Genomic DNA, 12,606 nt, shown 5'->3' on the forward strand with positions numbered 1-12,606 from the left:
ATCGTGCCGGACCGCCCCGACAACCGGTTACTTCGCAGCCCGCTCCCGCTGGATCTCCAGCGCGATGTCGATGAGCTGGTCCTCCTGGCCGCCGATCAGCTTGCGCTGCCCGGCCCGGTGCAGCAGCTCGTGGGCGGGCACGCCGTAGCGCTCGCCCTGGCGCACCGCGTGCTTGAGGAAGCTGGAGTACACCCCGGAGTAGCCCATGATCAGCGCGTTGCGGTCCAGCACGCACTCGGCCGGCATGGCCGGGCGCACCACCTCCTCGGCGGCGTCGGCGATGTCGAAGAAGTCGATGCCGGTCTTGATCCCGACCTTGTCGAACACCCCGATCAGCGCCTCGACCGGGGCGTTGCCGGCGCCCGCGCCGAACCGGCGCACCGAGCCGTCGATCTGCTTGGCCCCGGCCCGCACCGCCTCCAGGGAGTTGGCGACGCCGAGCCCGAGATTCTCGTGGCCGTGGAAGCCCACCTGGGCATCGTCACCGAGCTCGGCGACCAGCGCGGCCACCCGATCCCGGACGCCTTCGAGCACCAGCGCGCCGGCGGAGTCCACCACGTACACGCACTGGCAGCCGGCGTCAGCCATGATGCGGGCCTGGCCGGCCAGCTTCTCCGGGGAGACGGTGTGGGCCATCATCAAGAACCCGACGGTCTCCAGGCCCAGCTCCCGGGCCAAGCCGAAGTGCTGGATGGAGACGTCGGCCTCGGTGCAGTGGGTGGCGATCCGGCAGATCTCGCCGCCGTTGCCCTGCGCCTCCTTCATATCTTCCTTGGTGGCCACGCCGGGCAACATCAGGAAGGCGATCTTGGCGTCCTTGGCGGTCTGCGCCGCGAGCTTGATCAGCTCCTGGTCGGGTGTCTTGGAGAACCCGTAGTTGAAGCTCGACCCGCCCAGCCCGTCGCCGTGGGTCACCTCGATCACCGGCACGCCGGCGGCGTCGATCGCGGCGACGATCGCCGAAACCTCCTCGGGGGTGAACTGGTGGCGCTTGTGGTGCGAACCGTCCCGCAGCGAGGTGTCGGTGATCCGCACATCGAAGATGTGGTCGCTCATTTCGCTCCTCCAGCCTTTGCTGCCGCCATCTCGCGGGCGATCTCCTCGCCGACCTTGGTGGCCGCGGCGGTCATGATGTCCAGGTTGCCCGCATAGGGCGGCAGGTAATCGCCGGCGCCCTCGACTTCGACGAACGTGGTGACCACGGCGCGCCCACCGGAGTTCAGCGACGGCTCGTCGAACTGCGGCTCGTTGAGCAGCCGGTAGCCCGGCACGTAGGTCTGCACCTGTTCCACCACGGACAGGATCGACTTGGTGATCGCGTCGCGGTCAACGTCCTCGGGGATCTGGCAGAAGATGGTGTCGCGCATGATCATCGGCGGGTCGGCCGGGTTCAGGATGATGATCGCCTTGCCCTTTTGCGCGCCGCCGATAGTCTCCACCCCACGAGAGGTGGTCTTGGTGAACTCGTCGATGTTGGCCCGGGTGCCCGGTCCGGCCGAGACGCTGGCGACGCTGGCCACGATCTCCGCATACGGCACGGTGCCGCCCTGCTCTTTGACCGCGCGGGTGACCGCGTACACGATCGGGATGGTGGCCTGGCCACCGCAGGTGATCATGTTGACGTTCGGCGCGTCGACGTGTTCGTGCAGGTTTGCCGGCGGGATCACCGCCGGGCCCACCGCGGCCGGGGTCAGGTCGATGGCCCGGATACCGGCGGCCTCGTACTTGGGCGCGTACGCCTTGTGCACGTAGGCGCTGGTGGCCTCGAAGACGAAGTCCGGCTTCTCATCCAGGGCGAGCAGCCAGTCCGCCCCCTCGGCGGAGGTCTCCAGGCCCAGCTTGCGGGCTCGGGCCAGACCCTCGCTGTCTGGGTCGATGCCGATCATCCAGCGCGGCTCCAGCCACTCCGAACGCAGCAGTTTGTACAGCAGGTCGGTGCTGATGTTGCCCGACCCGACGATCGCGACTGAGGCTTTGGCAGCCATGAACGCTCCTCTATTCGAATCTATTCGAAAACCAGCCGGACTGAACCCAGCCCGGAAAACTCGGCGACACAGTCGTCCCCGGCGTGTACGTCGATGGCCCGGGTCGCGGTGCCCGGCAAGACAATGTCGCCTGCCTTCAACCGCACCCCAAAGCTTTCCACCTTGCGAGCCAGCCAGGCCACCGCGGTGACCGGGTTGCCCAGCACCGCGTCACTGCGGCCTTGGGCGACCACCTCGCCGTTCTTGGTCAGCGCCGCATCGATGTTCTTGATATCGATGTCACCCGGCTTGACCCGCTGCTTGCCCAGCACGAATCCCGCCGACGAGGCGTTGTCGGCGATGGTGTCGCAGAGTTTGATCTTCCAGTCGCTGATCCGGCTGTCGATCAATTCGATCGCCGGGGCGAATGCCTCGGTGGCGGCCAGCACGTGCTCCTCGGTGCAGTCCGCGCCCGGCAGATCCTCGGCCAGAATGAACGCCACTTCCACCTCGACCCGCGGGTAGAGGTAGTTCGACGCCTTGACCGGCTTGTCCTCGAACACCTGCATCTCGTTGAGCAGGTGGCCGTAGTCCGGTTCGTCGACGCCCATCATCTGCTGCATCGCCTCGCTGGACAGGCCGACCTTGTGTCCGACGACGCGGGCTCCCTCGGCGATCCGCTGGCGAATGTTGATCAGCTGGATCTCATAGGCGTCGACGACGTCGATGCCGGGCTGAGCCGCCGTCAACGGAGAGATCGGAACCCGACTCCGCTCCGCTTGCGCCAACTCGGCAGCGAGTTCCTCACGGATCTGGGCGCTGAGCATCTTCGATGGTCCCCTCGGGTGGTGTTGAGCGGATGAAACGAGCCGTTCAGCGGCAATTCTATAACGTGTTCTAAAACCGCAAACCGAGACGAGGCCGTAGCCCCGTAGCGGCCCGGACGTGATCTGCACCCGTCAGGATCTGCCGATGGAACAACTGTCAGGACAACAGTCCACTTTGTGAAACCCTCGGAGGCGGCGTGCGGTCGATGGCCATCATGACCAGTATCGCCCTGGCCGCCGTAGCGATCGCGACCGTCCCACCCCCGGCAGCGCTGCCGGACGCCGGCGAGCTGAGCTTTGCCGGTCCCGGATTCACCGTGCGCGTCAATCAGGCACCATTTGCCATGCAGGTGCTCAACTCCTCTGGCCAACCGGTGTTGACGCAGGTGCCCAGCAACGGTGGGCCGCGACTGGTCAAGAACGAAGCCCAGAAGCCGCTGGGTGTGACCCCTTCCGAGTGGCTGTTTCCCACCCGGTACACGCCATTCACCTTCACCGTGGGTACGTCCTCGGCGACCCCGTTTCTCATCAGCCCGTTGTGGGTGGGTGACCTATGGGAGGCCTCCAGCTGCGGGATGCAGTACGCGGCCACCGGAGTGCTTTCCACTCGCCCCTTGCCGCAGGGCCTGGAGCTGACGCTCAGTACCGACGACCCGTCGGGTCGGACCCTGGGGGTGACGCTCAGCGAGGACTCCGGCCGGCTGCGGGTGTCGGTCATCCCCAGCAGCACCCAGGGCATCGTCGCGATGGGAGACAGTTTCGCGTCGCCGACCGGTGAGCGGTTCGCCGGCTTCGGCGGCCTGCACAACGGACTGGATCAGCATGGGGGCCGATTCACCAACTGGGTGCAGGAGGCCAACGTCGGCGCCGGGCCATTGGCACCGGTGTTCAATGTCCTGATGGCCAGCTCCGGCGGCCCGCACTATCTGTTCCCCGGCGGTCCGAGGGCCGCCTACTACGTGCAACCACAGTTCACCTCCACCGCGGGCTACGGCTTCCTACTGGCCCAGACCGAGCTGGCCGACTGGCATTTGGACTCCGATCGCCCCGACGCCTGGCACGTCAACGTCGCCGCCGCGCACCTGGACTATGAGGTCGCCGTCGGCGACCCGGGACAGGTGATCAGTGCACTCAGCGCGGCCAACGGCCGCCATCGCGTCCCGCCGGCATGGGCGCTGGGCACCCAGTTGGACCGCCGCATCGTGACCGGGCAGACCGGGGACGACTACGCGGCGGTCGTCCGCAGCGACCTGGCCAACATCGTCGCCTACAACCTGCCGATCACCGCCTACCGCCCCGAGGCCTGGATGACCCTGGACCCGGCGGTCCTACGCCAACTGATCAGCGAATTCGGTTCGCACGGTATTCACGTGCTGCTCTACACCCGCAGCTTCGTCAGCATGGATCCGCTGCGCAACACCTCCCCGGCGGACTACCGGTACGCGGTGGCCAACAACTACGTGGCGACCCACGCCAATGGCAAGCCCTACATCGTCGGCTCCCCCAACCAAGCGCTCGGCGGACAGGCCGCCGTCATCGACTTCACCAACCCGGCCGCCAAAGCCTGGTTTCAACGCACCGTGATCGAGGAGTTGGAGACCGGGGCGGACGGTTTCATGAGCGATTTCGGCGAACAGACCCTGCCCGACATGCATTTCGCCAACGGGCAGACCGGGGCCACCATGCACAACGCCTACCCCGCGCTGTACCAGCAGGCCGTCCGCGAAGCGGTGGAGTCCTTCGAACAATCACATCCGGGCCGCCACATCTGGTTCTACAACCGCGCGGGCTATACCGGGTCGACCGGCTTCGAAGGTGGCAACTTCCCGGGCGACGAGAGCACCGACTTCTCGGTGGCCTCTGGCCTGGCCGCACTCATCCCGGACATGCTCAACCGGGGCCTGGCCGGCGCCTATGGCTATGGCACCGACATCGGCGGTTACCAGGACCTGCTGGCCGGCCCCACTCCCAAGGAGCTGTTCGTGCGGTGGTCTCAGATGGCTGCCCTGTCACCGATCATGCGGGTACACGGGGCGCACTCGGGCACCCACATGCCGTGGGACTACGACCAGGAGACGTTGGACACCTTCCGGCAGCTCGCCGAGCTGCGCCAGCGGGCCATCCCGTTGATCTCCGCCACCTGGGCCACCGCGGCCAGCACGGGCGTGCCGCTGTCCCGGCCGGTATGGCTGGCCGCACCCGACGACCCCCGGGCATGGGCGGCCGACCAGGAATGGATGATCGGGTCCGACGTCCTGGTCGCCCCGGTCGTCACCCAGGGCGCCACCTCGCGGAAGGTCTATTTCCCGCCCGGTTGCTGGACACGGAAAGACAGCGATGGAAGCTACACCGGCCCCTCCGAGGCCACCGTGGCAGCGCCGCTCACAGACCTGCCCTACTTCGCCCGCTGCAACACCGGCGGCTTCTGATCACCGACCGCCGGTGTAGTCGACGTTCCAGTGCTTGACGGCGTTGAGCCAGCCCGAGCGCAGTCGCTGCGGGCGGTCCAGGGGCTTGAGGTCGGGGATGTTGTCGGCGATCGCGTTGAAGATGCAACCGATGGTCATCCGCGCCAGATGTGTGCCGATGCAGTAGTGCGCACCGGTGCCGCCGAATCCGACATGCGGGTTGGGGTCACGCAGGATGTTGAACTCCTGCGGCTTGTCGAACACCGCCTCGTCGAAGTTGGCCGCCCGGTAGAACATCACCACCCGCTGACCTTTCTTGATCAACGTGCCGTTCAGGTTGTGATCGCGGGTCGCGGTGCGCTGGAACGACGTCACCGGAGTGGCCCAGCGCACCACCTCGTCAGCGGTGGTCTCCGGGCGCTCCTTCTTGAACAGCTCCCATTGGTCGGGATGTTCGGTGAACGCCATCATTCCCTGGGTGATCGAGTTGCGGGTGGTCTCACTGCCGGCCACCGCCAGCAGGATGATGAAGTAGCCCAACTCGTCGTCGTTGAGCTTCTCGCCGTCGAGATCCGCCTCGACCAGCGTCGTCACGATGTCGTGGCCGGGGTTCTGCCGCTTCATCTCGGCCAGCTTGAGCCCGTAGGTGATGATCTCGATCGCGGAATTGGCGGGGTCGTAGTGCGCGAACTCGGGGTCGTCATACGAGGTCATCTGGTTGGTCCAGTCGAACAGCTTGCCGCGATCCTCCTGCGGCACTCCCATCAGCCCCGCGATCGCCTGCAGCGGCAGCTCGGCGGCCACCTCCACCACGAAGTCCCCGGTACCCCGAGCCAGTGCCTCCTTGGTGATCGCCTGCGCCCTGGCCTGCAAGTCATCGTGCAGCGGCAGGATGTGCCGCGGGGTGAAGCCCCGCGAAATGATCCGGCGCTGCCGGGTGTGCTTCGGGGCGTCCTGATTCAGCATCAGGATCCGCTGCGCGTCGAGCTGTTCACGGGTTGTTTCGTCGTGGAACCTGGGGATGGCACCGTTCATCTCGCTGGAGAACACGTCGTCGAGGCGCGAGATCTCTTTGACGTCCTCATGCCGGGTGATCGCCCAGTAGCCGCCGTCCTTGAATCCGCCGCTCTTGTCGTCGGGTTGCTCGATCCACTTGATCGGCTCGCTGCGCCGCAGTTCGGCGAATTCCGCGTCGGGCAGTCGCTCGGCATAGATATCCGGGTCGGTGAGGTCGAAACCGGCCGGAAGGCTAGTGGTTGACGAGAGAGTAGGGCTGGCCACGATGAGGACTCCTCACTACTGAACCGCTGGCAAACACGATACGTTCTCGTGTCAGTAAAGCATGCCCTCACCTGAGACGAAAGGGCAGAAAGGCCCTCCGTCGAAGGCAAAACTGAAACACGTTCTACCGTGTCATGATGCCGGTCTGACCTGGCCGGAACCGATCGGTTATCAGCAGGGTAGAGAACGGTTATCCGGGACGCGCCCGAGCAAAACACCCGGCCAACTGGCGCCCGGGCGGGGCAATTCTATAACGTGTTCTACATGGCCGAACAGGAGTACGACGTCGTCGTGGTCGGAAGCGGCGGCGCCGGGATGGTCGCCGCCCTCACTGCCGCCCACCAGGGACTGTCCACCATCGTCATCGAGAAAGCCGCCCACTACGGCGGCTCGACCGCTCGCTCCGGTGGCGGCGTGTGGATCCCCAACAACGAGGTGCTGCGGCGCGCGGGCGTCAAGGATGACGCCCAAGCCGCTCGCACCTATCTGCACACCATTATCGGGGACGTGGTTCCGGCCGAGAAGATCGACACCTACCTGCAGCGCGGGCCGGAGATGTTGTCGTTCGTGCTGAAGAACTCGCCGCTGAAGATGTGCTGGGTTCCCGGTTACGCCGACTACTACCCCGAGCAGCCGGGCGGCAAGCCCACCGGCCGCTCGATCGAGCCCAAACCGTTCAACGCCAAGAAGCTGGGCGCCGACATCAACGGCCTGGAGCCGGCCTACGGCAAGGTGCCGCTGAACGTCGTTGTCATGCAGCAGGACTACGTCCGGCTCAACCAGCTCAAGCGCCACCCGCGCGGCGTGCTGCGCAGCCTGAAGGTGGGCGCCCGCACCATGTGGGCCCAGGCCACCGGCAAGAACTTGGTCGGCATGGGCCGCGCACTGATCGCGCCGCTGCGCATCGGCCTGCAAAGGGCCGGGGTTCCGGTGCAGCTCAACACCGCGTTGACCGACCTCTATGTGGAAGACGGCGTGGTCCGCGGTGTCTACGTCCGTGAAGCGGGCGAGTCCGAATCGAGTGAGCCGCGGCTGATCCGCGCGCGGCGCGGGGTCATCCTGGCCAGCGGCGGATTCGAGCACAACGAGCAGATGCGGGTGAAGTACCAGCGCGCCCCGATCACCACCGAGTGGACGGTGGGCGCGAAGGCCAACACCGGTGAGGGCATCCTGGCCGGCGAGAAGCTCGGTGCCGCACTCGACATCATGGAGGACTCCTGGTGGGGCCCGACGGTGCCGCTGCCGGGATCGCCGTGGTTCGCGCTCTCGGAGCGCAACTCGCCCGGGTCGATCATCGTGAACATGGCCGGCAAGCGGTTCATGAACGAGTCGATGCCCTACGTCGAGGCCTGCCATCACATGTATGGCGGCCAATACGGCCAGGGCCCCGGCCCCGGTGAGAACATCCCGGCCTGGCTGATCTTCGACCAGCGCTACCGCAACAACTACATCTTCGCGGGATTGCAGCCGGGCCAAAAGATCCCGAAGAAGTGGCTGGAGTCCGGGGTGATCGTGTCCGCCGACACCCTGGACGAGCTGGCGACCAAGACCGGCGTGCCGGCCGCCGCACTGGCCGCCACCGTCGAGCGGTTCAACGAGTTCGCCCGCACCGGCGTGGACGAGGACTTCCACCGCGGCGAGAGCGCCTACGACCGCTACTACGGCGACCCGACCAACAAGCCGAACCCCAACCTGGGCCAGATCGCACAGGGCCCGTTCTACGCGGCCAAGATGGTGCCGGGCGACCTGGGCACCAAGGGCGGCATCCGCACCGACGTGAACGGCCGGGCGCTGCGTGACGACGGCAGCGTGATCGCGGGGCTGTACGCGGCAGGAAACGTGAGTGCCCCCGTGATGGGCCACACCTATCCGGGACCGGGCGGCACCATCGGACCCGCCATGACGTTCGGCTACCTGGCCGCCCTCGACATCGCCGGCTCACAGTCCGGGAGGGCCTAAGACATGCCGATCGATCTGAAAGCGGCACTCGGCGCCGAGTTCGGCGCTACTGAATTCTCCTGGACCGCAACAAATGTGCAGCTCTATAACCTGGCGCTGGGCGCCGGGTCGGACCCGATGGACCCGCGTGAGCTGAGCTATGTGGTGGACGGCAAGCCGCAGGTGCTGCCGACCTTCGGCTGCGTCGCAGCGTCGTTCAACGAGGTGGACCCGCCGAAGGTGAGCTGGCCCGGTGTCGAGATCGACCTGGCCAAGATCCTGCACGCCTCGGAGAAGGTGACCGTGCCCGCGCCGCTGCCGCCGTCCGGCAGCGCCCGCGCGATCAGCCGCATCGTTGAGGTGTGGGACAAGGGCAAAGCCGCGGTGGTGGTGCTGGAGACCTCGGTGACCAGCACCGACGGCACGCCGCTGTGGACGCAGCACCGGTCCATCTTCGCCCGCGGCGAGGGTGGCTTCGGCGGCGAGCGCGGTCCGTCCACCTCGAGCGAACTGCCGGACCGGGCACCGGATTTCGAGATCGACATCCCGGTGTCCCCGCAGCAGGCACTGCTGTACCGGCTCTGCGGCGACCGCAACCCGTTGCATTCGGACCCGGCCTTTGCGGCGGCGGCGGGCTTCGACCGGCCGATCCTGCACGGGCTGTGCACCTACGGCATGACCTGCAAGGCAGCGGTGGACACCGCGCTGGACGGTGACGCCGGCGCGGTCCGTTCCTTCGGCGCCCGGTTCGCCGGCGTGGTCTTCCCGGGCGAGACCCTGCGGGCCCGGCTGTGGAAAGACGGCGACCGACTGGTGGGCAATGTGGTGGCACCCTCGCGTGAGGACGCCGCCATCCTCAACGATGTGGAGCTTGTTTCGGCCTAGTTAGACCCCCGGCTCCCCAGCCGGCCACCCGCGTGTGGCACCTAATTGAAAATGACTTTCATCTTCGATATGGTGGGCGCCATGACAGCGCCGGTATGGATGGCCTCTCCCCCAGAGGTGCATTCGGCGGCGCTGAGCAGCGGCCCGGGACCGGGTCCACTGTTGTCTGCCGCCGGCGCGTGGTCATCACTGAGCCTTGAATACACCGCGATCGCAGAGGCCCTGCGGGACGTACTGGGAGCCACCCAGGCAGCGTCGTGGCAGGGGCCCAGCGCCGAGCGTTATCTCGCCGCACATCTGCCGTACCTGGCCTGGTTGGCGACGGCCAGCGCCGACAGCGCCGCGCGGGCATCCCGGCACGAAACGGCGGCCGCCGCCTACGTCAGTGCGTTGGCAGCCATGCCGACCATGCCCGAGCTGGCAGCCAACCACGCCATCCACGGAGTCTTGGTCGCTACCAACTTCTTTGGCGTCAACACCATCCCGATCGCGCTCAACGAAGCCGACTATGTCCGGATGTGGATCCAGGCCGCCACCACGATGGCGACCTACGAAGCCGTCTCCGGCGCAGCGGTGGCGTCGGCCCCGCAGCTCGCCGCGGCACCGCCGATCGTCAACCATGACGAGGCCGGCCATGATCATGACCACGACGATGACGACCACGACCACGACCACGACCACGACCACGACGACGGCATCCACGACGGCGACCTGGACCCGACCGACCCGGAGTGGTGGAAGGACGTCTTCGGCGAAATGGGCGAGTGGACCGAGCTCATCATCAACGACTTGCTGACCAATCCGGCCGCGCTCCTGACCGATCTGCCAGTCATCATGGCCGATCTGACCTTCCACGCCAGCCAGCTTGCCGCCACGCTGAGCCAATTCGCGCCCGCTCTGCTCCAGCCCGCACTGGCCCTGGCGATCGGCAACCTGGGGTGGGCAGCCGGCCTGGCCGGCCTGGCCGGAATTCAGCCTGCCCCATCTGTTCTGGCCGCCGAGGCCCCGCCCGCCGAAGGGCCCATGCCCTCGGTGGGGTCAGCGAACACGTCCACCACCGTGGCCAATACGGCTGCGGCACCGGCGACCGCGGGCTCGGTATCGGCGCCGGCGACCAGCGCGGCACCGGCCTCCGCGCCGCCTGCGGCTCCCCCAGCCAGCGGCAGCCCAGCGTTCTTCCCCCCGTACGTGATCGGGCCTCCCGGCGCCACCGGCCAGATCAGCGCGGTGGCCCGCCGCTACGCCGTGAAGAAGGCGGCGGCCCCGGATGTGGCCGCCGAATCCGAGGCTGCGGCTGCGGCCGCACGGGATCGGTCTCGCGCTCGCCGACGCCGAGCTGCGCGCGGGCACGCGGACGAGTTCATCTATGTGTACGCCGACGACGACCCGCACCCGGGACCCTCGACCCGGGCTTCCGACAGGAGCGCCGGCGCTCTGGGTTTCGCCGGGGCGCAAGCCCAGCCGGGTCGGCCCGCGGCGGGTTTGGCCACGTTGGCCGGCAACGGTTTGAGCGATGGACCAACCCTTCCGCTGTTGCCCGAGAGCTGGAGCGAGCACACCGACGGCTGAACGAAGCCGGTCAGGGGATATCGGGCAGCAGGTTGGCCAGGTCTTCCAGCGCGCCCGGGAACAGGTTCACCAGATTGATCAGGTTGAGCCCGACCGCCTCCACGACGGGCGCGACGATGCCGAAGCCGATTCCGAGCGGAAGCAGTGCGGTGGCAGCCGCCAGCGCCTCCCCGATTCCGCCCAGGAGATTGCCGTCCGCGGCCTCTTGCGCGAGGTAGCTGATGGCGACCGACGGCAAGGTGGTGAGCAGCGCGTTGAACGTGTCGGCGATCGGGAGCAGGGCCGCGTAGTCGTTCGACACGTTGGCGATGAGGGCGTTGAAGATCTCCATGGGCGGCGAGTCAATCGTCACGCCCGAAATCGAGCCCGGGACAGCGTTGTTGAGCAGGTTCAGACCCACCTGCACCATCTCACCCCACGTCGGGGTCGGGTTGCCGACGGTGCCGCCGACCACCCGGTACGCCGTCTCCAGCAGCCCCTGCAGCGCCGGCGTGTCGAGGACCGACGTGGGCTGGTAGGTCGCCGGGTCTTGCAGATCCCGGATGGCATCGTTGATTCCCTGTTGCACCCCGTTGCCCAGCGCGGTGGCGACCTCGGCCCAGTCGAGACTGGTCGGGAACAGGCCGAAAGTGGTTGGCGCACTGGCATCGGTGACCTCGCACCAGGCTTCGGTGATGCAGCCGTAGCCCAGGTTCACCAGTATCGAGGTGGCGGGTTCCAGGAGGTCGTAGAGGGGCTTTCCCAGGACCGGCAGAAACTGCAGCGGGGCCAGTAGCGGTAGGGTCTCGGCGGGAATCATGTAGTAGTTGGTCAAGCTGTCGGCCGCCGTGGGCAGTTGGATCGCATCCTGGATCTGCTCGGCCTCCAGGCCCAGATATGCGCCGTGCGAGAAGCCCATGCCGAGAAAGGCGTTGAGGTCGGCGAGGAAGTTGATCGGGTAGCGCGGAAAGTCGGCGAAGCCGTCGTATTCGATCGTGTAGATGTTCGTCGGGTAGAGGTCGGCCGGTGTCGCGCCGCTGAACGTCAGGCCGAAGCTGGGGATGGTGGGGCTGGCGCCGTCGATCGGGACGTTGAAGCGCTCCAGGATGCCCCCGTCTGGATTGGCAGGGTTACCCAGCATGACGAAGTGCACGTAGTCACTGGGCACGCCTTGCGCGGCAAGCAGTTTCATCGCTTCTGTCTCGACGACAGCGCCCTGGGAGTAGCCGAACACCACGACGGGGTTTGCGGCGTCGACGTGGCCGCCGGCGATCTGCTGCGCGATCGCGGTAGCCAGGACTTGCCCGCCCTGGGCGAATGACTCGTCGGTGGTCAGGTTCTTCACGCCGGTCAGCGGCCACAACGACTCGGGGGTGACGACAGCTTGGGTCGTGCCGCCGAAACCGCGCGGTGCCAGGTAGTACGTTTCGGCGGCGTCCACGTAGCCGGCGGGGGGAATGGGCAGGCCGCTGGCGCCCACGATCAGCGCGGTGCCGTTGCCGAGCGGAGAGTCCGCGGTATTACCGCTGGCCAGCCGGACCGCACGCGCCTGCAGGTCGGGTGCCGACGAACCCGCCGGCGGAGCCCCGATCAGGCCGCCGCCCACGATCACCACGCCGGTGGCGAGGCAGCTGCCCAACGACCGGATCATCGCGACCTCCTTGCCGGAGCACTTCGCCTACCGTTCACCGACGAATAGAACGGCACCGTAGCATTGCTGACGAGGCGAATGCAACGGTGGCGTAAACTTTGGAT

9 protein-coding genes are annotated in these 12,606 nt (G+C 67.1%); 4 read left to right on the forward strand and 5 right to left on the reverse strand.

Annotated features, from left to right (window positions below):
* Positions 1-27: 27 nt before the first annotated feature.
* The 3 genes from dmpG to K3U94_RS20785 are packed head-to-tail and all read right to left on the reverse strand — an operon-like array spanning position 28 to position 2,791.
* The gene (gene dmpG / locus K3U94_RS20775) at positions 28-1,056 is read right to left on the reverse strand and encodes a 4-hydroxy-2-oxovalerate aldolase (RefSeq protein WP_047320589.1); all 1,029 of its coding nucleotides are present in this window, start codon (positions 1,054-1,056) and stop codon (positions 28-30) included.
* Positions 1,053-1,985 carry an acetaldehyde dehydrogenase (acetylating) gene (locus K3U94_RS20780; protein WP_047320590.1) on the reverse strand — a complete coding sequence of 311 codons (933 nt, stop codon included), beginning with the start codon at positions 1,983-1,985 and terminating at the stop codon, positions 1,053-1,055. Before K3U94_RS20780 ends, dmpG begins: the two co-directional genes overlap by 4 nt.
* A gap of 20 nt (positions 1,986-2,005) precedes the next feature.
* Positions 2,006-2,791, reverse strand: a complete 786-nt coding sequence (locus K3U94_RS20785; protein ID WP_220694869.1) for a 2-keto-4-pentenoate hydratase — start codon at positions 2,789-2,791, stop codon at positions 2,006-2,008.
* Positions 2,792-3,006: 215 nt separating this feature from the next.
* Between K3U94_RS20785 and K3U94_RS20790 the strand changes: the two genes are divergently transcribed.
* Positions 3,007-5,220 carry a TIM-barrel domain-containing protein gene (locus tag K3U94_RS20790; protein WP_220694870.1) on the forward strand — a complete coding sequence of 738 codons (2,214 nt, stop codon included), beginning with the start codon at positions 3,007-3,009 and terminating at the stop codon, positions 5,218-5,220.
* On the opposite strand, the gene K3U94_RS20795 is transcribed toward K3U94_RS20790, so the two are convergent.
* Entirely contained in the window at positions 5,221-6,480 is a 1,260-nt protein-coding gene (locus K3U94_RS20795; RefSeq protein WP_047320593.1) for a cytochrome P450, read from the reverse strand.
* Positions 6,481-6,735: 255 nt separating this feature from the next.
* On the opposite strand from K3U94_RS20795, the gene kstD reads away from it, so the two are divergent.
* The 3 genes from kstD to K3U94_RS20810 all read left to right on the forward strand — a co-directional run bounded on the left by kstD (position 6,736) and on the right by K3U94_RS20810 (position 10,872).
* On the forward strand, positions 6,736-8,439 hold the full coding sequence (gene kstD / locus K3U94_RS20800; protein ID WP_220694871.1) for a 3-oxosteroid 1-dehydrogenase: 1,704 nt from the start codon (positions 6,736-6,738) through the stop codon (positions 8,437-8,439).
* A 3-nt stretch (positions 8,440-8,442) separates the two neighbouring features.
* The gene (gene chsH3, locus K3U94_RS20805; RefSeq protein ID WP_047320594.1) at positions 8,443-9,303 is read left to right on the forward strand and encodes an enoyl-CoA hydratase ChsH3; all 861 of its coding nucleotides are present in this window, start codon (positions 8,443-8,445) and stop codon (positions 9,301-9,303) included.
* An 81-nt stretch (positions 9,304-9,384) separates the two neighbouring features.
* Positions 9,385-10,872 (forward strand): PPE family protein, encoded by a 1,488-nt coding sequence (locus tag K3U94_RS20810; RefSeq protein WP_220694872.1) that lies wholly within the window; start codon positions 9,385-9,387, stop codon positions 10,870-10,872.
* Between the two features lie 10 nt (positions 10,873-10,882).
* On the opposite strand, the gene K3U94_RS20815 is transcribed toward K3U94_RS20810, so the two are convergent.
* Positions 10,883-12,502, reverse strand: a complete 1,620-nt coding sequence (locus tag K3U94_RS20815) for a PE-PPE domain-containing protein (protein WP_220694873.1) — start codon at positions 12,500-12,502, stop codon at positions 10,883-10,885.
* Between the last annotated feature and the right edge of the window lie 104 nt (positions 12,503-12,606).

It is taken from the genome of Mycolicibacter heraklionensis (assembly GCF_019645815.1).
GTDB classification, from domain to species: Bacteria; Actinomycetota; Actinomycetes; order Mycobacteriales; family Mycobacteriaceae; genus Mycobacterium; species Mycobacterium heraklionense.

Excerpts from the sequence above, each read along its gene's own strand:
- dmpG (WP_047320589.1), bottom strand. The coding sequence starts at position 1,056 with ATGAGCGACCACATCTTCGATGTGCGGATCACCGACACCTCGCTGCGG.
- K3U94_RS20780 (WP_047320590.1), bottom strand. The coding sequence starts at position 1,985 with ATGGCTGCCAAAGCCTCAGTCGCGATCGTCGGGTCGGGCAACATCAGC.
- K3U94_RS20785 (WP_220694869.1), bottom strand. The coding sequence starts at position 2,791 with ATGCTCAGCGCCCAGATCCGTGAGGAACTCGCTGCCGAGTTGGCGCAA.
- K3U94_RS20790 (WP_220694870.1), top strand. The coding sequence starts at position 3,007 with ATGACCAGTATCGCCCTGGCCGCCGTAGCGATCGCGACCGTCCCACCC.
- chsH3 (WP_047320594.1), top strand. The coding sequence starts at position 8,443 with ATGCCGATCGATCTGAAAGCGGCACTCGGCGCCGAGTTCGGCGCTACT.
- K3U94_RS20810 (WP_220694872.1), top strand. The coding sequence starts at position 9,385 with ATGACAGCGCCGGTATGGATGGCCTCTCCCCCAGAGGTGCATTCGGCG.
- K3U94_RS20815 (WP_220694873.1), bottom strand. The coding sequence starts at position 12,502 with ATGATCCGGTCGTTGGGCAGCTGCCTCGCCACCGGCGTGGTGATCGTG.